This is a genomic window from Rhizobium sp. LjRoot30 (genome assembly GCF_964253915.1).
In the GTDB taxonomy this organism is placed as follows: Bacteria; Pseudomonadota; Alphaproteobacteria; order Rhizobiales; family Rhizobiaceae; genus Metarhizobium.
The window spans coordinates 77695-99907 of the sequence record NZ_CAXUSG020000015.1; the positions used below are offsets into that span (position 1 = coordinate 77695).

A 22213-nucleotide genomic window follows, 5' to 3' on the forward strand; every position below is an offset into this window, starting at 1 on the left:
CCCCCGCGGGGAGAAGGTGGCCCGAAGGGTCGGATGAGGGGGCCGATATTCGGCAAGACCTTCACGCGTGGTACCCCCTCATCCCGCTGCCGCGACCTTCTCCCCGCGGGGGAGAAGGGGGTATGCCGCACCCTCTCCACCATCCTCAACGTCGAGCGAGGCAAGTCCCCTCTCCCCGCCTGCGGGGAGAGGGTTAGGGTGAGGGGCAACCCCACTCACAAAAATAAAACTAAACCAATACAATAACCAGGGAACACCCCGTTGAGCCACAACAAGCCGAATATACTGATCGTCATGGTCGACCAGCTCAACGGAAAGTTCTTTCCCGACGGCCCGGCCGACTTCTTGCATGCGCCGCACATGAAGGCGCTGGCCGCCCGCTCGGCGCGCTTCCGCAACAACTACACCTCGTCGCCGCTCTGCGCGCCTGCCCGCGCCTCGTTCATGGCCGGCCAGCTGCCGAGCCGCACGCAGGTCTACGACAACGCCGCCGAATATGTCTCGTCGATCCCGACCTATGCCCATCACCTGCGCCGCGCCGGCTATTACACCGCGCTGTCCGGCAAGATGCATTTCGTCGGCCCCGACCAGCTGCACGGCTTCGAGGAGCGGCTGACCACCGACATCTATCCCGCCGATTTCGGCTGGACGCCGGATTACCGCAAGCCCGGCGAGCGCATCGACTGGTGGTATCACAATCTCGGTTCCGTCACCGGCGCCGGCGTCGCCGAGATCACCAACCAGATGGAATATGACGACGAAGTCGCCTTCCTCGCCAACCAGAAGCTGTACCACCTCTCCCGCGAAAACGACGACCAGGGCCGCCGCCCCTGGTGCCTGACCGTCTCCTTCACCCATCCGCACGACCCCTATGTGGCGCGGCGGAAATACTGGGATCTCTACGAGGACTGCGAGCACCTGCTGCCCCAGGTGGGCATGCTGCCGGACGAGAAACAGGACCCGCATTCGTTACGCATCATCCATTCCTGCGACTACCAGAACGCCACGGTGACCGAGAACGACATCCGCCGTTCGCGCCAGGCCTATTTCGCCAACATCTCCTATCTCGACGACAAGATCGGCGAGCTGGTCGACACGCTGACCCGGACGCGGATGCTGGACAACACCTTCATCCTGTTTTGCTCCGACCACGGCGACATGCTGGGCGAGCGCGGATTGTGGTTCAAGATGAATTTCTTCGAGGGGTCGGCCCGCGTGCCGCTGATGATCGCCGGTCCCGGCATCGCGCCCGGCCTGCACACGGTGCCGACCTCCAACCTCGACGTGACGCCGACGCTGGCCGACCTCGCCGGCATTTCGCTGGACGAAGTCAAGCCGTGGACGGACGGCATGAGCCTGGTGCCGATGATGAACGGCGTGGTCCGCACCGAACCGGTGCTGATGGAATATGCCGCCGAGGCGTCCTACGCGCCGCTGGTCGGCATCCGCGAGGGCAAGTGGAAATACATCCACTGCGAACTCGACCCCGAGCAGCTGTTCGACCTCGACGCCGATCCGCTGGAGGTGAGCAATCTCGCTGCCGATCCCGCCCATGCCGAAACGCTCGCGCATTTCCGCGCCAGGCGCGACGCCCGCTGGGACATGGCGCGTTTCGACGCCGCCGTGCGCGAAAGCCAGGCGCGGCGCTGGGTGGTCTACGAGGCGCTGAGGAACGGCGCCTATTACCCTTGGGACCACCAGCCGCTGGCGCGTGCCTCCGAGCGCTACATGCGCAACCATATGGATCTCAATATCCTTGAAGAATCAAAACGTTATCCGCGAGGAGAATAAGATGAAAGCCCAACCCAGAGCCTCGCACTTCATCGACGGCGAATATGTCGAGGACGCCGAAGGCACCGTCTTCGAAAGCCTGTATCCGGCGACCGGCGAAGTCATCGCCCGCCTGCATGCGGCCACGCCCGCCATCATCGACAAGGCGATCGCCGCCGCCAAGCGCGCCCAGCCGGAATGGGCGGCGATGAGCCCGACGGCGCGCGGCCGCATCCTCAAGCGCGCCGCCGAGATCATGCGCGAGCGCAACCGCGAACTCTCGGAGCTTGAAACGCTGGACACCGGCAAGCCGATCCAGGAGACCATCGTCGCCGACCCGACGTCCGGCGCCGACAGTTTCGAGTTCTTCGGCGGCATCGCGGCGACGGCGCTGAACGGCGACTACATCCCGCTCGGCGGCGATTTTGCCTATACCAAGCGCGTGCCGCTCGGCATCTGCGTCGGCATCGGCGCCTGGAACTATCCGCAGCAGATCGCCTGCTGGAAGGGCGCGCCGGCCCTGATCGCCGGCAATGCGATGATCTTCAAGCCCTCGGAAAACACCCCGCTCGGCGCCCTGAAGATCGCCGAGATCCTGATCGAGGCCGGGCTGCCGAAGGGGCTCTACAACGTCATCCAGGGCGATCGCGACACCGGGCCGCTGCTCGTCAACCACCCCGACGTCGCCAAGGTATCGCTGACCGGTTCGGTGCCGACCGGCCGCAAGGTGGCCGCCGCCGCCGCCGGCCAGCTGAAGCATGTCACCATGGAACTCGGCGGCAAGTCGCCGCTGATCGTCTTTGACGATGCCGACATCGATTCCGCCATCGGCGGCGCCATGCTCGGCAATTTTTACTCGACGGGACAGGTGTGCTCCAACGGCACGCGCGTCTTCGTACAGAAGAAAATCAAGCAGACCTTCCTCGAGCGGCTGAAGGCCCGCACCGAGGCGATCCTCATCGGCGATCCGATGGACGAGGCGACGCAACTCGGACCGATGGTTTCCTGGGCGCAGCGCGAAAAGGTGCTTGCCTATATCGAGAAGGGCAAGGCCGAGGGCGCGACGCTGCTGACCGGCGGCGGCATTCCCAACAATGTCGCCGGCGAAGGGTATTACGTGCAGCCGACCGTCTTTGCCGACGTCACCGACACGATGACCATCGCCCGCGAGGAAATCTTCGGCCCCGTCATGTGCGTGCTCGATTTCGACGACGAGGCGGAGGTGATCGCCCGCGCCAACGCCACCGAATTCGGCCTGTCCGGCGGCGTCTTCACCGCCGACATTTCCCGCGCCCACCGCGTCGTCGACCGGCTGGAAGCCGGCACGCTGTGGATCAACACCTACAATCTCTGCCCGGTGGAGATCCCCTTCGGCGGCTCGAAACAATCCGGCTTCGGCCGCGAAAACTCCGCCGCCGCGCTCGATCACTACAGCGAGCTGAAGACGGTCTACGTCGCCACCGGGCCGGTTCAGGCGCCGTATTGAGGTTTCGCGGCGCTTCCTTCGCGCCCTGAAAACCTCTCCGCCGTCATGGTCGGGCTTGACCCGACCATCCACAGCCGCCGGCGCGGTGGATCCTCGGCTCAAGGCCGAGGACGACGGGGGAGCAAGACACACCGTGGCGTCAAGGATTCGATGCTTCATCTGTCAGGAAAGAACAAGAACATGCAGAACGCAGATTTCGTCATCATCGGTTCGGGTTCGGCCGGTTCGGCCATGGCTTACCGCTTGTCGGAGGACGGCAAGCACTCGGTCATCGTGCTGGAGTTCGGCGGCTCGGATTTCGGGCCGTTCATCCAGATGCCGGCAGCCCTGGCCTGGCCGATGAGCATGAAGCGCTACAATTGGGGCTATCTCTCGGAGCCTGAGCCCAACCTCAACAACCGCCGCATCACCGCGCCGCGCGGAAAGGTCATCGGCGGGTCGTCGTCGATCAACGGGCTGGTCTATGTCCGCGGCCACGCGGAAGATTTCAATCGCTGGGAAGAACTCGGCGCCAACGGCTGGGCCTATGCCGACGTGCTGCCCTACTTCAAGCGCATGGAACACAGCCATGGCGGCGAGGAAGGATGGCGCGGCACAGACGGCCCGCTGCACGTGCAGCGCGGGCCGGTGACGAACCCGCTGTTCCACGCCTTCATCCAGGCCGGCAAGCAGGCCGGTTTCGAGACGACGGAGGATTACAACGGCTCGAAGCAGGAAGGTTTCGGGCTGATGGAACAGACGATCCACAACGGCCGGCGCTGGTCGGCCGCCAACGCCTATCTCCGCCCGGCGATGAAGCGGCCGAATGTCCAGCTCATCCACTGCTTCGCCCGGAAAATCGTCATCGAGAACGGCCGTGCCGTCGGCGTCGAGATCGAGCGCGGCGGCAAGGTCGAGGTGGTGAAGGCCAACCGCGAGGTGATCGTCTCGGCCTCCTCGTTCAACTCGCCGAAACTGCTGATGCTGTCAGGCATCGGCCCGGCGCAGCACCTGAAGGACATGGGCATCGAGGTGAAGGCCAACCGGCCGGGTGTCGGCGCCAATCTCCAGGACCACATGGAATTCTATTTCCAGCAGGTCTCGACCAAGCCGGTATCGCTTTATTCCTGGCTGCCGTGGTTCTGGCAGGGGGTCGCGGGGGCGCAGTGGCTGCTGTCCAAGGGCGGGCTGGGCGCCTCAAACCAGTTCGAGGCCTGTGCCTTCCTGCGTTCGGCGCCGGGCCTGAAACAGCCCGACATCCAATACCACTTCCTGCCGGTGGCCATCAGCTATGACGGCAAGGCGGCGGCGAAGAGCCATGGTTTCCAGGTGCATGTCGGCTATAACCTGTCGAAATCGCGCGGCAGCGTCACGCTGCGCTCGGCCGACCCGAAGGCCGATCCCGTCATTCGCTTCAACTATATGAGCCATCCGGAAGACTGGGAAAAATTCCGCCATTGCGTGCGCCTGACCCGCGACATCTTCGGCCAGAAGGCGTTCGACGATTATCGCGGGCCGGAAATCCAGCCGGGCGAAGCGGTCAGGACCGACGAGCAGATCGACGCCTTCCTGCGCGAACATCTGGAAAGCGCCTACCACCCCTGCGGCACCTGCCGCATGGGCGCGAAGGACGACCCGATGGCCGTGGTCGACCCGGAATGCCGCGTCATCGGCGTCGATGGCTTGCGTGTCGCCGACTCCTCGATCTTCCCGCATGTCACCTACGGCAACCTCAACGGCCCATCGATCATGACCGGCGAAAAGGCCTCCGATCATATCCTCGGCAGGCAGCCCCTGCCCCGCTCCAACCAGGAGCCGTGGAGCAATCCGCGGGCGGAGACCAGCGACCGGTGAAGCCGGTGAACGGTTGGCTATCAAGGACCGTCGCACGATGATCACGCCAAGCTGAAATACAATGCCCAAATAAAAAACCCGCCGGGACTGCCGGCGGGTTTTCTTTTCCGTCCGGGCCTTTCGGCCCGATCCGGGATACGTAATGCGATTACGACAAGATGAAGTCGTCAGCCGCCAGTGTCACATTGCCGGTGATCTTGATCACCAGCGAGACGTCGCTGTCGCCCAATACGGTTGTGTCTGCGACGACATAGGTGTTGCCATCCGCCTGGTACCAGGTCACCTGACCGAAGCTCGGATTGCTGTTCTGGCCGCCAAAGGCTAAATCCTGCTTACCGGTGTCACGCCAAACACCCCAATCCCACCAGCTTTCCTTGGCGTCGATGGCACTGAGGTCGATCTTGTCACCCTTGTTCCAGTCCCTGATGACATCAGTTTCGGACACCGTGCTGTCGCCAGCCTTGAAGTAGAAGACGTCGTTACCCAGGCCGCCGTAAAGATCGTCCTGGCCGGATTCGCCCTGAAGGTGATCATTTCCTGAGCCGCCGTAGAGCTTATCGTTACCGGAGCCACCGAAAAGCGTATCGTTGCCGGAGCCGCCGAAGAGCTTGTCGTCATTGCCGTAGCCATACAGGACATCCTTGCCCGCACCGCCGTAAATTGTGTTTTTCCCACCATTTCCTTCGACGATATTGTCGGCCGAGGATCCCTGGCCATCGTTGTCGTTCGGATCCGGATTGTCGGACGGGTCGTCGGTGATCGCGACTGCGAACTTCACTACGTTCGACTTCGCCGAAGCGCTGTCGATGCCCGTCACTGTGACATCGAGCACCTTATCGTCTGCCGGAAGCTTTTCGAAATCGACATTGGCATTGAGTGTCAGGATGCCGTCCTTGTTGATCGTAAAATATTTCGCGTCAGTACCGCCCAGCTCATACTTGATCGTATCTCCGGCATCCTTGTCGGTCACATTGATGTCGGCGATCGGCGTGGCGACATTGTTCTCGGTCACGCTTTTCACCACGTCGCCGCTGACGCTAATCACCGGTGCGTCGTTGACGGCCGTGACGTTGAAGGTCACCGTGTGCGTGCCGGTTTCGGTGTTGCTGTTGCCGTCTGCCGACGACCCGCTGTCCTTCAGGCTGAAGGTGAAGCTGGAATAGGCCGTGCCGTTGGCGTCGGCGACGGGTGTATACTTCAGCTTGCCGATGTCTGCGAAAGCGATCTCCTCACCTTCGGTCACAACCGCGCCGTCGAGCGTCAGCGCACCCAACGCCGGCAGGGAACGGATGATGACGGCTGCCAGTTCATGGGCCGGAGCATCGACATCCGTGAGCGGGAAATCGGAGGCCACGAAGGTGTGGCTGCCGTCCTCGAGGATGGTAACGGTCTTGTTCGCACCGGTCGGCGCATCATCGAGAGCCGCTACGTTGAAGGTGAAGGTGTTGGAAGAAGCAGCCGTATCCTGGCCGCCATTGTCCGTACCGCCGTTGTCCTGCACCTTGAAGTCGAAACTCGCATAAGCGGAGCCATTGGCGTTGGCAGCCGGGGTGAAGACGAGCTTACCGGCGACGATGTCCTCTGCGGAGATGCTGGCGCCCTCTGCGATAGGATCACCGTCAAGTGTCAGCGTGCCAGCTGCAGGCAGCGAGCCGATGATCACGGCCTTGAGAGCGTTGGAAACGGCATCCGAAGGGTCCGAAAAACCAAAGTCGCCGGTCTTGAACGTATAGGCCTGGTCTTCCTTGATGTCCGCCGTGGCGTCCGTGCCCGTCGGCGCATCGTTGACCGGAGTCACGTTGAAGGTGATGGTGTTCGCCGCAGCCGCAGTGTTCGCACCGCCATTGTCCGTACCGCCGTTGTCCTGCACCTTGAAGGAGAACGAGGCGTAATCGCTACCGTTGCCATTGGCAGCCGGCGTAAAGACGAGCTTGCCGAGATTGGCAGCAGCAATCGTCGTATCGGCAGTGATGACGGTTTCGCCGAGCTTAATGGAGCCGGCGCCGGAGACCGAGGTGATGACGATGCCGGCAAGGGTGCCGCCGTCGATGTCCGAGAAGCCGAAATCTGCAGCAGAAAGCGTATAGCTGCCGTCTTCAAGAACAGCGATCGCCTTGTCGGCGCCGGTCGGGGCATCGTTGATGCCGGTGACGGTGATCTCAGCCGTGCTGGCTACGGTACCGCCGTCGCCGTCCGTGACGGTGAAGGAGACGGTAACCTTGTCGGTCGCGTCGGCCGCCAGCGTCTTGAAATCGTCGCCCGGCGTAAAATCAAGCTTGCCGTCAGCGGTGATCGTGGCAGTACCGGTACGCTTGCCGTCGGAAGTGACGGAGAAGGCGCCGGCCGTGCTTACCGTGAACACCGTCGCATCGTCGACATCGCTGACATTGGAGAGGATATTGACAGCTGTCAGCGCAACACCCTGTTTGGTTTCGACAGTGACGGCGCCGGAAACGGTCGGGTCCTCGTTGACGCCGTCGATAGCGACGGAGATCGTGTGCTTCGTGCCGTCCGTGGCGGTCACAGTGATGCTGTCGCTGCTGGTCTGTTCGTTGTTCAGCGACAGCAGCGCCTTCTTGCCGGCTTCGCTGAGAACATAGGTCCAGCTGCCGTTGGCATCGGTCGAGGAGAAGCTGAACGTTCCGTACTTGCCGGCAATGTCGCCATCCTTGGTCGAGAAGGTCGAGGCGCCGTCGGTGTCGGTGACGGTAACAGCTCCCTTGACCGGGTCCGCAGCGTTCGCCTTGATCGTTACCGCAGCGCTGTCGACGAAAGTCGCCGGGACGTTGACAGGACCGCCGCCGCCACCACCGCCGCCGCCGCCCGTACCGGGTTCCAGGCCACCGCTGGTCAGCATGCGCTGGATCAGGGCGTCGACTTCTTCGCCCGTCGCGCCCTTCGCCGCATTGATGGCAGCGATAAAGTCTTTGGCGAGCGCGATATTGCTCGCACCTGCATAGGCGCTTTGCTCGGCGGGAAGATCGAGATGGGTGGTGAAGAGATTGGCCGCAGCGATCTTGGCTTCGATCGTTGCCTTGTCGGCATTCTGCGCGCCATCGAGAATGGCGATGGCAATGTTGTTGATGCTCAGGGCGCCCGTCGCCAGCTTCTCAGCCCAAAAGCTGATGCCAGCGGGCTCACCGTCGCGGCCGAACAGCGACTGATAGATCGAGTTGATGATCTGGGTATCGCTCATGCCGGTAAAGCGATCGAGATATTCCTTTTCGCCGGCGAGGTTGTTGATGCCGGACAGGTCCGCACCATTGTTCGTCACGCCATTGAAAAAAGCGAGACCTGCAGGATCAGCCGGCCTGCCGAACAGTGCCAGATAGATACCTTGGATAGTCGCCATAAATGCACTCCCTCTACGAATCCCGCCTCAGTGCGGGTTGTGAGGGCTCTCTATCGGAAGCCAACCTGGTTAATCAATCGTAAATTTAAGAATTAGTTAATTCCAGAATAGGAATACCAAATCAATTTTTCACCAACCGGAGCAAATAACCATCATACACATAGATATTAGAATTTTCGAATTTAAAAATATGAAATTATACTTTGAATATATTTATGGCAATCTTATTGTGCCGCATGACTATGTGAAATTTATTGAACAGGCAAGCGAAGTTACAGACTTCCCCAAAAAAGGTCTAAGCTTAAAAAACTGAAACCGTTGGCATAGAAGACCGCATCGGTGATCTGCCCTGCCGGTTCGGGTGATCTCGCCCGCATGCGTGTCACCGATAACCGCCTCACCCGGATTCGCGACGAACTGATAGTCAAATAACCGCACCGAAGGCTGCCGAGGGGCGGATATCGATCCTCATCGGATTTTTCCACCCATCTCCGTTGACAGTTAATCTACAAATCTAGTAGACATACGCGCATTGACGGCAGGCCTCATGGTTTTCTGCCGCGATTGCTGTTCGGAGAGATATTTGCTCCTGCGGCCTTCGTTTCGAAATCCGTTTTTCTGTCTTGCTGCAGCGCAAACTGCGATACTCCGGGCAAGATCGAACCCGGATATCCTCCCGATGACTGCCATTCAAAACATTGCCGACGCACAGACCCTCAATGAGACGCTGGCCGGCCTGGATCTCGCCGAGCGACTGTCCCTCGTGGCCAGCCTCGGCGGCCGCGTGGTGTTCACCACCTCGCTCGGCATCGAGGACCAGGTCATTACCGCCGCCATCGGCTCGCACCGCCTGCCGGTGGATGTCGTGACGCTCGAAACCGGCCGGCTTTTCCCCGAGACCGTTGCCCTGATCGAAGAGACCGAAAACCGTTTCGACATCCAGATCCGCCGTTTCCACCCGGAGCAGGCCGATATCGACGCATATGCCGCCAAATACGGCATGAACGGCTTTTACGACAGCGTCGAAGCCCGGCATGCCTGTTGCGGCGTGCGCAAGGTGAAGCCGCTCGCCCGGGCGCTGGAAGGCGCGACGATCTGGATCACCGGCCTGCGCCGCGGCCAGTCCGGCAACCGGGCGGAGACGCCTTTTGCCGAATACGATTCGGAGCGCTGTCTGATCAAGGTCAATCCGCTGGCGGATTGGGACATCGAGGCGATCAACGCCTATGTCGCCACCGAGGCGGTGCCGATCAACCCGCTGCACGCTCGCGGTTATCCGTCGATCGGCTGCGAACCCTGCACCCGCGCCATCAAGCCGGGCGAACCCGAGCGCGCCGGCCGCTGGTGGTGGGAAAACGACGAGAAGCGCGAATGCGGCCTTCATGTCGCAGAGGCCGCTTCCGCCATACCGCAGGCATCGACGCTGGCCCGCTGAGGCGGGTGGCCATGCCGTACACGAATTCCTGGAGTGACTGATTCAATGTCCGATATCCGACCGGAACAAGACCTGAAAAACCCCAAAAGCAACAAGTCCCCGCTCGACCCGCACCTGAAGGCGCTGGAAAACGAGGCGATTCACATCTTCCGCGAAGTGGCGGCCGAATTCGAGCGTCCGGTGATGCTCTATTCGATCGGCAAGGATTCGTCCGTGCTGCTGCATCTCGCCCGCAAGGCCTTTTATCCCGGCCGCGTGCCCTTCCCGCTGTTGCACGTCAACACCGGCTGGAAATTCAAGGAAATGATCGCCTTCCGCGACGCGATCGTCAAGGAATACGATCTCGACCTGATCGAGCATATCAATCCGCGCGGTGCCGCCGAAAACGTCACGCCGTTCACCCACGGCTCGGCGCTCTACACCGACATCATGAAGACGGAAGCGCTGCGCCAGGCGCTTGATGCCGGCCAGTTCGATGCCGCTTTCGGCGGTGCGCGCCGCGACGAAGAAGCCTCGCGCGCCAAGGAGCGCATCTACTCCTTCCGCACGCCGGACCACCGCTGGGACCCGCGCAACCAGCGCCCGGAACTCTGGAACATCTACAACGGCATGATCCGCAAAGGCGAAAGCGTACGCGCCTTCCCGCTGTCCAACTGGACCGAAGTCGACATCTGGCGCTACATCCAGGCGGAAGACATCCCGCTGGTACCGCTCTATTACGCCGAGAACCGCAAGTTCGTCGAACGTGACGGAATGATGATCCTCGCCGAAGACCCGCGCCTGGAACTTTTGCCCGGCGAGGTGAAGCAGGAAGGCATGATCCGTTTCCGCACGCTCGGCTGCTTCCCGCTGACCGGCGCCATCCGCAGCCAGGCGACGACGCTGGACGAGGTGATCGCCGAACTCGAAATCGCCACCGTCTCCGAACGTCAGGGCCGTGCCATCGACCGCGACCAGTCCGGCTCGATGGAAAAGAAAAAACGTGAAGGATATTTCTGAGATGAGCGCTTCTCTTACCGCCACCGCCACCGTTTCGGCCCATCCGGCCAGCGAGCCGGCCAAGGCCGTCCGCGATACGCGGCCGTTGCGCCTCATCACCTGCGGCAGCGTCGATGACGGCAAGTCGACGCTGATCGGCCGGTTGCTCTGGGATACCAAGGCCGTCAAGGAAGACCAGGCGGCAACCTTGCACCGCGATTCCGGCAAGCAGAACGACCTCGGCCTGCCGGATTTCGCCCTGCTGCTCGACGGCCTGCAGGCCGAGCGCGAACAGGGCATCACCATCGACGTCGCCTATCGCTATTTCGCCACCGACAAGCGTTCCTTCATCGTTGCCGATACGCCCGGCCATGAGCAGTATACCCGCAACATGGCAACCGGCGCCTCGACGGCGGATCTGGCCGTGCTGCTGGTCGATGCCCGCTCCGGCATCCTGGAACAGACCCGCCGGCACGCGACCATCGCGGCGCTGATGGGCATCAAGCAGTTTGTGCTGGCGGTCAACAAAATCGACCTGACCGAATACGACCGCGCCGGCTTCGAGCGCATCGCCCACGAATTCCGCGAGATCGCCCTGTCGCTGTCCATCCGCCAGGTCACCGCCATCCCGATGTCGGCGCTGAAGGGCGAGAATGTCGTCTATGACGGCAAGGCGACCATGCCCTGGTATGACGGCCCGACGCTGGTGGAAGCGCTGGAACTGGCGACCGTGCGCTCGGCGCAGACGGTCGGTTTCCGCCTGCCGGTGCAGCGTGTTTCCCGCCCCGGCGAAAGTTTTCGCGGCTATCAGGGAACGGTGGCCGGCGGCTCGGTGAAGCCGGGCGATTCCGTCGCCATCCTGCCCTCCGGCATCGTCGCCAACGTCACGCAGATCGTCACCTTCGACCTGGTGCGCAACGCTGCCGTCGCCGGCGACGCCATCACGCTGGTGCTCGACCGCCAGGTGGACGTCGCCCGCGGCGACACCATCGCCTCCATCGACGGCCAGCCGCAGGTGGGCCTGAACTTCGACGCCAACCTGGTGGCGCTGCAGCCGGAAGGCATCCAGCCCGGCAAGCGCTACTGGCTGAAGTCCGGTGCCCGCCGCCAGCGCGTCAGCGTCGAGCCGGTGAGCCAGATCGACCTGAAGACCGGTGCGTGGAACCCGACGGATTCGCTCGCCATGAACGGCATCGGCAAGGTGCATCTGGCCTTCGATGAAGCGGCAATCTTCGATCCCTACGACCAGAACCGCTCGACCGGCGCCTTCATCCTCATCGATCCCGATACCAACAACACGGTTGCGGGCGGCATGGTCACCGGCAAGCGCGCACCTTCTGTCGGCGGCATTCACCGCGAGGGCAACCGGGTGATCCTGTCGCTGCCGGCCGATCTTGCCGACCAGATCATGGCCAGCGAACTCTTCGCCAGCCGCCGCCACGAGGCGGAGGTGAAACGCATGACGGCCGCCGAGGCCGCCCAGCTCTGGTCCAACGCGGCCAGCGACATCTGATGCAAAAAGGGGCCAAGCGGCCCCTTTTTCATTTCCCCGTCCCCGATATCAGCCGGCCGACCGCCCCAGTGTCGATTCCCGCTCGACGAGGGTGAAGCCGACATCGACTGACAGCGGCTCGAACCCCGGATTGTCGATGGCGCGGATGATCAGGTCGGCGGCGCGCACGCCGAGATCGTAACGCGGCACCTGCACGGAGGTCAGCGTCGGCGCGCTGACGGCGGCAAAATCGAGATCGTTGAAGCCGCACAAGCCGAATTGCTGCGGCACGCCGATGCCGAGGCGGCGGCATTCGAACATCATCCCCAGCGCCACGTCGTCATTGTGGCAGAAGGCGCCGTCGGCATCGGGAACATGGGCGAGGATGCGGCGCAACAGCCGGCATCCGAGATCGGCGCTGGTGGCCTCGTTTTCGACGATATCCAGCGCCGGATCGTAGAGCCCCGCCGCCTGCATCACATCGTGATAACCGGCATGCCTCAGCCGGCTGCGACTATCGAGGCCGCCGACCACGGCAAAGCGACGATAACCGCGCTCCAGCATGTGGCGGGTAGCGACCCGCGCCGCCGCGCGCGTATCGATGCCGACCCTGAGATTGGAATAGGTCTGCTCGGAAATATCCAGGACCTCCAGCACTGGGCAATGGGCGCCCTTGAGGATGGCCCCGGTCTCCGCGCTCGGCGACAGGCCGGTGACGATCATGCCGGCGGGATTTTGCGCCAGGAACAGCCTGATCTGCGAGACCGCCGTCCCCTCCAAGAAACGCGTATAGGCATATTGCACCCGATACCGCGTCTCGTGGATGCGTTCCTCGATGCCCTGCATCACCGACATCAGCGCGAAATTGGACAGCGTCGGCAGCACGACGCCAATGACGTCGCTATCGCGGCTTGCCAGGGTGCGCGCGGCAAAATCCGGCACATAACCCAGTTCCTCGACGCTTTTCAGGATTTTTTCGCGCAGGCTTGCGGAAACCTTGTCCGGATTGCGCAGGGCGCGCGATACGGTAATCGAACTCACGCCGACCAGTCTTGCGACATCGATCAGCGTTATCTTGTCTCTGCGGCTACGCCGCTGTCTAACACTCACACGGCACCCCTAACTGCATGCTGGCAGCCGCCCTGATGGCAGCCGCTTGCCGTGTCTTTGGCAATGATACCGCGTCCCTTCCGCCTGCGCGGATCTCACTGTCGGATCATCAATCCGATGAATTTAATGATAATATTCCTAATAAAGAATATGAATGTCGATACGACAAATGACGGGGGTGTTCCGGTGGGACGCTCATCCCGGCGTTGAGAATTTTCCGCGCCGGTATGGCACGGCATCCGCCGAACACTTATATTGCCGTCACCACGGCAGACGGACGCGATGAACAAGGCGAAACCCAAGATAGAGATCTTTCTCCCCGGGCATGACGAACCACTGCCGGACGAGGACATTCACGTCCGGAAATCGGAACGCACCGGCGACGGAGCGGGGCTGTGGGTTTTCGGGACGTTGACCTTCATCAGCCTGATGACGCCATTGATGATCTATCTCTACCGCTGACGTCGCGGCTTTCGCTGCCCGCCGCAACGGCCGGCAATCCTGAACACCGATTTTCGAGAAACCCGGGACAAATGAAAAACCCCGCCGTAGCGGGGTTTCAAGCTGGTCGGAGTGAGAGGATTCGAACCTCCGACCCCCACGTCCCGAACGTGGTGCGCTACCAGACTGCGCTACACTCCGTGACCAGCGGCGCCTCTATAGACCAGCTATTTTTGATAGACAAGCGGCATCGGGAAAAAAGTCCGCGTGTTTGAAGAAAAAATGACAGGGGTCTCTTTTGGACGCCCTGGCGGGCTTCGGCAGCCGCCGGACATATGGCAACAAAGACCCACTCGAACTATTTCTGCTGATAAGGGCGCAAAGCAGATTTTCTTTGTTGACGTTTAGGGTTAGAGCGACGGCCGGACAAACCGCCGGATCCCTTAAGGTTTTGTTGGGTTCCCACGGTATTCGCCGAGACGACGTTCAAGGGACAAAAACGATGAATTTCCGCATGATCACCGCGGCCGGGCTGGCGCTCGCTCTCGCCGGCTGCACCACGACCGGCATTGCCAGCAACCCTGTCGAAGCCCGCTGGAACGGCAAGCCGGCCGGCATCTTCTTTGCCGCCTACGGCCCGCCGATCTCCGACGTCGAAACCGGCTCCAGCACCACCTATGTCTGGCGCGGCGGCTACAAGACGGTGCGCGTGCCGGCCCAGTTTGCCGAAGGCGAAAACGGCAAGAAGGGCAAGCGTATCGCGCCGGCCAAGACCGTCTACATGCGCTGCGAAGTGAAGCTGACCGTCGGTTCCGACTATGTGATCCGCAACATCGAGACGGTCGTCGACCGCCCCGGCGTCAAGGGTCCGTCCTATTGCGCCGAATTCCTCGGCGACGATAAGTAAGGTTTAACCTTTCATTATCCATGATGCGATCGGCGGTACCCACCGCCGATGTTGCGCTCCAAGTCGCCCTGCCCTCCAGCCCGAAGCATCGCCATGACAGCCGAGATAAAGCCGTTTTTTCCGAATGCCCGCAGGCGGGGCGAGCAGCCGATCGCGCAGCTCTACCGCGTCGAGGCGGCCCTCATCCAGGCCGGCTTCCATCTCGACATCACCCACGGCTCGACGGACGAAGGCGATCCCTGGGTGGTGTTCTGCCGGCCGGAAAACGGCGCGGTGGTCGCCCATGTCGCCGTGATCGACGGTGACGTGGTGGCCGACAGCCCGGCCTTCACCCAGCCGGTCAAGATGCGCAACGTTTCCGAACTGATCGCCCGGCTGGTCAACCGGCTGCGCGCCGGCAGTTTCCATCGCGGCGATTTTCTTTCCGACCAGTTCGTGCTTCTGGCCGGCATCATCGCGCTTGCCACCCTGCACCTCACCGATGCCGGCGCCGACTGGCGCCCCCTCGCCCCCGAAACATTTGCAGACCTCGGCGACCACATTGCCGCCGTGCCGGCGGAGATGATTGCCAAGGCGGCGCTCTCCGTCGAACAGGCGATCCACACCGCCTTCGTTGCGCCCGACGATACGATCCAGGTTGCGGAACTGGTGCAGGACCATGGCGGCGCCTCCGTGCCGATGGAAACGCAGCACCAGCCGCATGCGGCAGACCACGTGTTGCCGGCGGACATGCCGCAATCCATCGCCTCGCTGGAACTGCAGGCCGTGGTGAAGATCCATGATGCCCAGGCTGCCGACGAGCTTGCGATGGCATTCCCGAAACCGGCGGCATCGAACGACCTGGTTTTCGAGGCCGCACCCGCCTGGAAACCGAAAAGCGTCGATCTCAATACGGTCGATCCGCGCGCAGTGCTGAATTACATCGTCAGCAACCACGAGACCAGCGTCAGCATGGTTGGTGGCAACATCACCATCTATGCCGAAGGGTTGTACGAGAAGGACTATCGGCTGGAATTTGCCGATGGTTCAAGTATCTCGATTGTTGGGGTCGCGGTGCTTGATGCGGTGCATGGGGCGCCGATGTGATTGGTGGCCTGGGAGAGCAGCCGCCTAGACCTGTTCCATCCCAACGCTAAGCCGCGGCAGCGAAACGGCGACCTCGCCAGTGATTTTCAGGCCGACCGGGAAAACTTGGCGGGTTTACGTTGCTGGCTCCTCTTTACCGAACCACGCCGACTGTTTGCGCTTGCCCATCCGTTCTTCGTAATAATGGACAGGCCATGCGGTGAGTGGGAATATCTCATGGAAGTCGTCCTGAAGGTTCTGAGCCAAGATTGGGAGCGTACTCAGCAATTTGTGAGCATTCTGATCCGTTTCCCGGATCAAGTCGCCGCTTCGCCATAAGTTGTCGCCACTTCTCTCGACATAACGATCATCCGCAACGCCACCATTATGCTCATAGACGTGGCGTCGTTCCAGCATCATGTTCAAGAAATCTGTTGTTTGACCGTCGATACCTTTCAGCAAATCCACCTCAAACGCTGCCTTGACCTCGTTGAAGGCTGGACTTTTTATGTCGTGAAAAACGAGGCGCCGTAATCTTTTCACTCTGGCGGGCTTCATAGGTACACGCCTCGTAAGTTGGTTGACTATGTCCCTACACGAAGCGTCGAACGTTGATACGGCCCGGCTCACGACCACGTCGGGTGCAATGGACTTCTCCGTAAGCCCACTTCTCAGCTTGCGAAAGATCTCGTTGATAGTCGTAATGTTGTTCCGGTAGCCACATGAGGCACAATAGCCGTATAGCCCTCGTATATCATTGAATTCGTCACATTTTATACAATTAAAACGTGTTTGCTGTGTCTCGGAGGTGTAATAGAAGTCTGGTCGATTGGTGCTATCTTCAGACCGAGCAATCGCGTCCATGTCTATTACAAACTCAGTCTCAGTGCCGGGTTCGAGGTCAGCATCAATAGCTTCGTAGTAGGTCGAAATGTAGTGCTTGACATACCGGATATGCGCTTCAGTAAGAAAACGGAAGGCTTGGGTGCGCAGGCCGCAATAAGGGCATGTAAGGGGGTACATCGCCGGATGTATCCCGTTGCGATAATAACCGCTACATCGTGGGCATCTGTGTCCCCATTTTCCGTGAGAGTCGGATCCTAGAAAGACCGCAATGCATCCATCTGGACATGGAGGCTCAAAGGCTTGACCTAAACCGCCCATCTTAACATCTGACACTGGAAACCCTTGAGGGACGGCAGCATAAATAGCGATCATAACCATCGGACCGGGACTTGATCCACGAAATCCGGCGGCGATGCTTAGAAACCCTTCTTTGTCGCATCTGACAACAAAAGTCGCCTGTCCGCCACAGTGAGCTATCTCGGTGAAGTCTTTGCTATATACCGTCATTCAGACACCTCAACCGTTGCAACTATGTTTCATAGCGGAACGAGTCGCAATGCTAGGGTTTTAGTGCTAACAGCCTGAAAGATAGAGCACTCTAATACATTGATTTTGTTTAAATAATAGTATGGCTGGGGCGCCAGGAGCCCCAGCTAGGCTTTTCCGCTCTCAAAAACCCTTGAGAACCTTGTGAAACCTGCTTACCTAATATGACAATCGTACAGACAGTTGTGGCAACAACGCAAGACATTTATCGTCGCCGATTGCTTTCTGTGAACGGGTTTATCGTCCATAGCCGAAGCGACCATTATTGAGGTCGCTCTCCACCTTTTCCTCGATCCGCTGCTGATCACGAACATTGGTGCAAGCGCGGGCGAGAATGAAATCGAGGCCACAGAATGCCATCGCTGGATGCTGACGGATGATCTCGTTCGCAACAGCCACTTGCCTAAGGACCGGACCAGCAGCCTCCTTACTTTTGGCAATACTCCGAACGAGAGCCGCATGCTGCTCTTTGTCGTGAACCTCCTGGTGAACGAGCTTTGATTTCACCGCATCCAAATTTGAACAGGAATGCTCCAATTCATCAGACGCTTGCTGAACTGCTGATGCTATGTGCCGTTGCTGGCGTTCCAGAATAAACCCTATCCCTAGTAAGTAGTGCCACCACCTAGGCCGCCTGACTTTGTCTAACCGCCGCTCGGCATCGAAGAGCTTGTGCCATTTTTGAGCGACTGTTGCCTCTAGGTCCGCGACTTCGGCCAGAAGGCGAGCCGTCTTTTCGGATTGTTCGAAAACAGGCACTTTCCGGTTGAAGTCAAATCTAGCATGCTCCTCCATCTCCCAAAGGGCCGCGATGATGCGTTCCTCTGCGGACATGGCGAGCATGTTGGCCTTACCGAGAAGCAAGGAAAGCTGATCCGAGTACCTGGCGATGCCAGTGAACAAGCCTATGGAGTTGCCGCCGATGGCGTGGCGCAATCCAATTTCTGATTCAGACGCTCTATTTGGCCCGATACGTTTTCTAGCGCTTCCAGTATTTTGACCTGTATCCGAATGAGGGTCTCGGGGCCGGTTACGAGTTGGTCGCTTTGCGGCTGCAGCAGGCGGCGAATAGCTCGCGCTTCGGCTAGAATCGCTTGTTCGATTGTCTCTTTTGTCGTTGGCTGGCTCATCGCTAGCTCCCCTCATTATTTTGTCGATTTCTATTTTTCTGGTCCCCGACAGGCGCACCAAGGAACCGATGCACTCCCCATGCTCGTCAGTCACAATCCAAGTGTCGCACTTGTCCCCAGCCGCTACCAGCAGGGACGAAGCGGCCAAGGAGGCTTCCAGCTCCGCTCTTGTGGTCGCGGTCGCCATGGCCTGTTTCACGGCCTGTCTGACAGCGGGGACATCGGCTCCCGCTCGCTTCTTGGCCTGATGTTGGGCATGGGTGAAAGCTTCTCTTGATGGGGGCTCTGCTCTTCCAAGTTCACGTTCGATAACCTTGGCGACTTCGGAAGCGCCACGCTTACGCAATCCAGCGATCACGGATTTAGTATGCGCCCCCTGCACGAAACGTTGCCCAAATTTGAACTCCGACCAACGCGCAACAAGCTCGTGGATGATGCGATCAAATGAACACCGCAGCACCTTACCGGAACAGGGGTCAATCTCGCCTACAAGTACATGCCAGTGAGTGAAATGGGCGTCTGGGGTGGCACGCGGTTTCTGGTGTTCGATGATCACCGCTCGCTCAGGGTCGAAGTCAAATTCTCCGGCAATCATCCTCAGGACCTCGTGCATCTGCGCCCGTGAGGTCGCCTCATGCGGGGCGATTATCCAATGACGGATGGAGTAGGTGCTGCGCTTCGTCAGAGCGTCGTGATGCATGTCGGCTACGTCCGTCGCCGTGCCGCGCACATATTCAACAACATGGTTGTCATCCCCGTTCTGGAGATGACTGAGCAGCCTGTTAACGCTCGATTTTGTCCGAAAGCGGATAGCTTTGATGATCATAGCGCAGATCATGCCAAAACCCTGTTTGCGTCCTTACGCACTTGCGTCGCGATATCTTTCAGCGCCGCGACGTCGATTGGTTTGGCCGCGAAGGCTTGCAGCATCCGATTTGTGGACCGACGAAGTTTGGCGATTGCCTCGCGGCGCTGATGCCCAGCGACGCGGCCTCGTGTCGTTTCATCTATCGCGGCACGGACAATCTCGGAGACGGATTTCCCGGCTGCGTCCGCAAACAGCTCCAGCCGCACCTTGTCGGCATCGGACATCCGAATTTTCACGGTTGCGCTCTTGGTCATATCGACCTCTCTGGGGGTCCACGGGGGCAAAGCCCCCTGGCCTGGTGCGTCCACAGACGCATGGCTGGCAGCCGAAGGCCCCTCGAAGTTTTGTGCCTACGATAAGGTTTGACCGGAAAGATGTCGGCGGCAAGCACCAACGAGAAAAATTTTTAGCGACGGACTTGGGCCCATCCATACGCAGTCGGTGGCAGCACTACCCAATTGCAACCGTACTGATAAACGACCATATTGCCGGGAACGGCTGTCCCAGGGCGAGAAGTGGATGGCGCGGAAAAATTGTATCGATCTCGCTGGGCCCATTTAGAGGCAATTAACACCTAATAGGGCAAACAAAGCACTACCCTAAATTGTGAGAACCCCATGGAACTTTTTGATGTTAAGCGTGACGATGTAATCAAAAGCGCTGTTGTAAGTGGACGCACAACTTACGCGGACGCCCTTCAGCGCTTTTTCCCTTTGATTGATCGTTTCGAAGAACAGCGAAAAATACAGCGCCCAAAATTTTACGACAGACTTAAGAAGGACATAGTAGGCGGCTGCATTATGCCGCCAATTACACTTGCGTTTGTCAACGTTGAAATGTCTGCGGAGACCAATATACATACAATATCCGACTTCATTCAGAACGAGATTGGCCAAGGTTATGTTCTGGATGGTATGCAGCGCCTTAATACATTGGACGCAGCAAGCAAAGAGGAGGGCTTTGATCCAACCCGACCAATCTTCCTGAACGTCATTATTGCGGAGAAGTACGACCTTCTTCTCTACCGTATGATTACCCTCAACAACGGGCAAAAGCCGATGACGGTCAGGCATCAGGTAGAAATGTTGACCGGGAATCTAATCACGAAAATGATCGGTGACGGGGCACTTAGCAACATCGTCATCCTCAAAGAAAAAGAAACCGAACAGAACTCACCGAAGGGAAGCTTTCGGATGGGGGATGTCGCCTCGGCTTACCTAGCATTCCTCACGGGAGGCCCAAACAACCAGAACTCTAGATTCATTGAAGAGAAACTGGATGAAATTCTTGTTGGCAAGGTGATGGAGTCTGGCCTCACATCGGAGCAGACGAGTTTCACGGACGTCCTTGTCCAAGTCGACAGAGTATCTGTCGAACCTGATGCAAAAGATTGGCTAAGAAATGAAAATAACCTGATCGGCTTCACATTAGGCGCAAAGAAATCAATTGCTGAACTATCAGAGCTAACACCACAGCACTTTAAGAACTGTATTTTAGCATTCGAGGCTGCATTCCAGGCGATTAACCCCTCAAAGGTCAATGTAGGTAAGTATCGTCGTGAACTTTCCCTGCACTTCATCGCAAACCTGGGCGAACTGAAGGATGCACCTGAAGACCACCTCACCGAAGTTTTCTTCGAACTGACGGCAAACTGATGATTCTCTCAAAGATCAAAATTACTGAAAAGTTTGACCCTCAGGATATCTCCTGTAGTCCTTCAATTCTAATTGAAAATGACCCCCCGGAAATCATAAAGATCATAAGAATATTGTCCGGTACCGCTCACCTCAGGAATGATGCGACAGATGAAATAATTTACGGCGGTGATCGAAATTTCATCAACCCAGGAGATGACATATCTTCTGCCGATATGGACAGAGTTTTAGAATATATATTTGAAGTGAAGCCTGAAGAGGCAGAGATTAGCTCCATATTTAGAAAGGCGAGCATATTAAACAGAGGATTCTATAGAGATATACTTTCAGAATTATTGTACCTCATGAAGTCCCTGAACAAGGAAAACTATACGGAAACATTTCTCTACACATATCGGATACTTGAGAGAATATCTGCGGCCTGCCCTCTAATTTATGTGTCCGGGGAACGAGATTTTCGGAGTGCCTATAGCTTTTTATCGAGCATCTACGATGACAAAAAGTCCCCCAGTGAGTTGGTTATGCTGAAGAAATTCTTACAGCACTATGCCAGTCAGAACGACAATTTCTCTCAAGCCACTCTGGATTTCGAACTTAGTGGACTGGAAAACGAATTTGCTACGGACCTAGTGTCTGAATTCAGGACGATAATACTTCCTGAAGTCTCCACGATGGTTATTGATGAGGCTAATGGAAAGATCACTATTCCCTTCAAAGATGTTGGGCATTTTGTGGCAACCGTTAGAAACAGAACCTTTCATAACCAGGGCCTACAAGCGAATATAAACCTACCTCGGATTGGCGGGTCTGAGCCGTTGTTCGCCCTGCTGGTGCCAGTTCTTCTATACTGGTTCTCATATGTTTTCGTCGATTTCGCGAAATGGCAGCTCTCCAAAGCGTCTTGAGGTTGCAGCCCCTTCGAGCCTTTGCGCGAGATGACTGTGCGACATCGGATGTCAATATACCTAACCGGAACTGTTGCTAGCCGTCGGACCCGGGGCTTGCATACCAGGTATAGAGAAATAAGCGACTGCGATACGTTTATGGATCATTGAATTAGTTACGGCATAAGTGACTGCTTGCCGCCCACAAACTCCTCGCCCACACTTTGTCATATAAACGACCGTTTAAGTGACAAGGACTTCAGCATGGGCGAACTATTGGGATATATGAGGGTTTCGAAAGCGGACGGCAGCCAGACGCTGGACCTTCAAAGAGATGCATTGATTGAAGCCGGAGTGAGCCCAGCTATGATTTATCAGGACTTGGCATCCGGGAAAAAAGATGATCGTGTCGGTC

17 protein-coding genes and 1 tRNA gene are annotated in these 22213 nt (G+C 58.7%); 12 read left to right on the forward strand and 6 right to left on the reverse strand.

Annotation, left to right across the window (positions count from 1 at the left end; genetic code table 11):
- Positions 1-261 precede the first annotated feature (261 nt).
- The 3 genes from betC to betA all read left to right on the forward strand — a co-directional run bounded on the left by betC (position 262) and on the right by betA (position 5089).
- On the forward strand, positions 262-1791 hold the full coding sequence (gene betC / locus ACSQ3I_RS23660) for a choline-sulfatase (RefSeq protein WP_436003011.1): 1530 nt from the start codon (positions 262-264) through the stop codon (positions 1789-1791).
- Position 1792: 1 nt separating this feature from the next.
- Positions 1793-3256, forward strand: a complete 1464-nt coding sequence (betB, locus tag ACSQ3I_RS23665; RefSeq protein WP_436003013.1) for a betaine-aldehyde dehydrogenase — start codon at positions 1793-1795, stop codon at positions 3254-3256.
- A gap of 180 nt (positions 3257-3436) precedes the next feature.
- Complete coding sequence (gene betA, locus ACSQ3I_RS23670; protein WP_436003015.1) at positions 3437-5089, forward strand: choline dehydrogenase; 1653 nt, start codon at positions 3437-3439, stop codon at positions 5087-5089.
- A gap of 148 nt (positions 5090-5237) precedes the next feature.
- On the opposite strand, the gene ACSQ3I_RS23675 is transcribed toward betA, so the two are convergent.
- Positions 5238-8441 carry an Ig-like domain-containing protein gene (locus tag ACSQ3I_RS23675; RefSeq protein ID WP_436003017.1) on the reverse strand — a complete coding sequence of 1068 codons (3204 nt, stop codon included), beginning with the start codon at positions 8439-8441 and terminating at the stop codon, positions 5238-5240.
- A gap of 679 nt (positions 8442-9120) precedes the next feature.
- Between ACSQ3I_RS23675 and ACSQ3I_RS23680 the strand changes: the two genes are divergently transcribed.
- Genes ACSQ3I_RS23680 through cysN form a run of 3 tightly spaced genes read left to right on the forward strand, consistent with a single transcriptional unit; the run spans position 9121 to position 12367 of the window.
- On the forward strand, positions 9121-9876 hold the full coding sequence (locus ACSQ3I_RS23680; RefSeq protein ID WP_436003019.1) for a phosphoadenylyl-sulfate reductase: 756 nt from the start codon (positions 9121-9123) through the stop codon (positions 9874-9876).
- 45 nt (positions 9877-9921) lie between these two features.
- On the forward strand, positions 9922-10875 hold the full coding sequence (cysD, locus tag ACSQ3I_RS23685) for a sulfate adenylyltransferase subunit CysD (RefSeq protein ID WP_436003021.1): 954 nt from the start codon (positions 9922-9924) through the stop codon (positions 10873-10875).
- A 1-nt stretch (position 10876) separates the two neighbouring features.
- Positions 10877-12367 (forward strand): sulfate adenylyltransferase subunit CysN, encoded by a 1491-nt coding sequence (gene cysN / locus ACSQ3I_RS23690; RefSeq protein WP_436003023.1) that lies wholly within the window; start codon positions 10877-10879, stop codon positions 12365-12367.
- Between the two features lie 48 nt (positions 12368-12415).
- On the opposite strand, the gene ACSQ3I_RS23695 is transcribed toward cysN, so the two are convergent.
- Positions 12416-13456 carry a LacI family DNA-binding transcriptional regulator gene (locus tag ACSQ3I_RS23695; RefSeq protein ID WP_436003025.1) on the reverse strand — a complete coding sequence of 347 codons (1041 nt, stop codon included), beginning with the start codon at positions 13454-13456 and terminating at the stop codon, positions 12416-12418.
- A gap of 282 nt (positions 13457-13738) precedes the next feature.
- On the opposite strand from ACSQ3I_RS23695, the gene ACSQ3I_RS23700 reads away from it, so the two are divergent.
- Positions 13739-13918: a hypothetical protein gene (locus tag ACSQ3I_RS23700; protein WP_436003027.1), complete on the forward strand. Its 180-nt coding sequence runs from the start codon at positions 13739-13741 to the stop codon at positions 13916-13918.
- Positions 13919-14021: 103 nt separating this feature from the next.
- On the opposite strand, the gene ACSQ3I_RS23705 is transcribed toward ACSQ3I_RS23700, so the two are convergent.
- Positions 14022-14098: transfer RNA gene (locus ACSQ3I_RS23705), tRNA-Pro, on the reverse strand.
- Positions 14099-14399: 301 nt separating this feature from the next.
- Here ACSQ3I_RS23705 and ACSQ3I_RS23710 point away from each other — a divergent pair.
- Positions 14400-14804, forward strand: a complete 405-nt coding sequence (locus ACSQ3I_RS23710; RefSeq protein ID WP_436003029.1) for a hypothetical protein — start codon at positions 14400-14402, stop codon at positions 14802-14804.
- Between the two features lie 93 nt (positions 14805-14897).
- A complete protein-coding gene (locus ACSQ3I_RS23715; protein WP_436003031.1) occupies positions 14898-15890 on the forward strand; it encodes a hypothetical protein in 993 nt (330 codons plus the stop codon).
- Between the two features lie 114 nt (positions 15891-16004).
- Here ACSQ3I_RS23715 and ACSQ3I_RS23720 read toward each other — a convergent pair whose 3' ends face one another.
- The 3 genes from ACSQ3I_RS23720 to ACSQ3I_RS23730 form a co-directional block, all read right to left on the reverse strand.
- The gene (locus ACSQ3I_RS23720) at positions 16005-16427 is read right to left on the reverse strand and encodes a hypothetical protein (protein WP_436003032.1); all 423 of its coding nucleotides are present in this window, start codon (positions 16425-16427) and stop codon (positions 16005-16007) included.
- A gap of 1071 nt (positions 16428-17498) precedes the next feature.
- Complete coding sequence (locus ACSQ3I_RS23725) at positions 17499-19217, reverse strand: hypothetical protein (protein ID WP_436003033.1); 1719 nt, start codon at positions 19215-19217, stop codon at positions 17499-17501.
- Between the two features lie 8 nt (positions 19218-19225).
- Positions 19226-19513 (reverse strand): ribbon-helix-helix protein, CopG family, encoded by a 288-nt coding sequence (locus ACSQ3I_RS23730; protein WP_436003034.1) that lies wholly within the window; start codon positions 19511-19513, stop codon positions 19226-19228.
- 363 nt (positions 19514-19876) lie between these two features.
- Between ACSQ3I_RS23730 and ACSQ3I_RS23735 the strand changes: the two genes are divergently transcribed.
- From ACSQ3I_RS23735 to ACSQ3I_RS23745, 3 genes are all read left to right on the forward strand, one after another.
- Positions 19877-20914 carry a hypothetical protein gene (locus tag ACSQ3I_RS23735; RefSeq protein ID WP_436003035.1) on the forward strand — a complete coding sequence of 346 codons (1038 nt, stop codon included), beginning with the start codon at positions 19877-19879 and terminating at the stop codon, positions 20912-20914.
- A complete protein-coding gene (locus tag ACSQ3I_RS23740; protein ID WP_436003036.1) occupies positions 20914-21819 on the forward strand; it encodes a hypothetical protein in 906 nt (301 codons plus the stop codon). The genes ACSQ3I_RS23735 and ACSQ3I_RS23740 overlap by 1 nt, the downstream gene beginning before the upstream one ends.
- A gap of 243 nt (positions 21820-22062) precedes the next feature.
- On the forward strand, positions 22063-22213 hold a 151-nt coding region (locus ACSQ3I_RS23745; RefSeq protein WP_436003041.1), incomplete at its 3' end, for a recombinase family protein.

Coding starts and splice junctions, on each gene's coding strand:
- ACSQ3I_RS23710 (WP_436003029.1), top strand. CDS start 14,400: ATGAATTTCCGCATGATCACCGCGGCCGGGCTGGCGCTCGCTCTCGCC.
- ACSQ3I_RS23725 (WP_436003033.1), bottom strand. CDS start 19,217: ATGATCATCAAAGCTATCCGCTTTCGGACAAAATCGAGCGTTAACAGG.
- ACSQ3I_RS23680 (WP_436003019.1), top strand. CDS start 9,121: ATGACTGCCATTCAAAACATTGCCGACGCACAGACCCTCAATGAGACG.
- ACSQ3I_RS23730 (WP_436003034.1), bottom strand. CDS start 19,513: ATGACCAAGAGCGCAACCGTGAAAATTCGGATGTCCGATGCCGACAAG.
- betA (WP_436003015.1), top strand. CDS start 3,437: ATGCAGAACGCAGATTTCGTCATCATCGGTTCGGGTTCGGCCGGTTCG.
- ACSQ3I_RS23675 (WP_436003017.1), bottom strand. CDS start 8,441: ATGGCGACTATCCAAGGTATCTATCTGGCACTGTTCGGCAGGCCGGCT.
- ACSQ3I_RS23715 (WP_436003031.1), top strand. CDS start 14,898: ATGACAGCCGAGATAAAGCCGTTTTTTCCGAATGCCCGCAGGCGGGGC.
- betB (WP_436003013.1), top strand. CDS start 1,793: ATGAAAGCCCAACCCAGAGCCTCGCACTTCATCGACGGCGAATATGTC.
- ACSQ3I_RS23740 (WP_436003036.1), top strand. CDS start 20,914: ATGATTCTCTCAAAGATCAAAATTACTGAAAAGTTTGACCCTCAGGAT.
- ACSQ3I_RS23720 (WP_436003032.1), bottom strand. CDS start 16,427: ATGAAGCCCGCCAGAGTGAAAAGATTACGGCGCCTCGTTTTTCACGAC.
- cysN (WP_436003023.1), top strand. CDS start 10,877: ATGAGCGCTTCTCTTACCGCCACCGCCACCGTTTCGGCCCATCCGGCC.
- ACSQ3I_RS23700 (WP_436003027.1), top strand. CDS start 13,739: ATGAACAAGGCGAAACCCAAGATAGAGATCTTTCTCCCCGGGCATGAC.
- cysD (WP_436003021.1), top strand. CDS start 9,922: ATGTCCGATATCCGACCGGAACAAGACCTGAAAAACCCCAAAAGCAAC.
- ACSQ3I_RS23735 (WP_436003035.1), top strand. CDS start 19,877: ATGGAACTTTTTGATGTTAAGCGTGACGATGTAATCAAAAGCGCTGTT.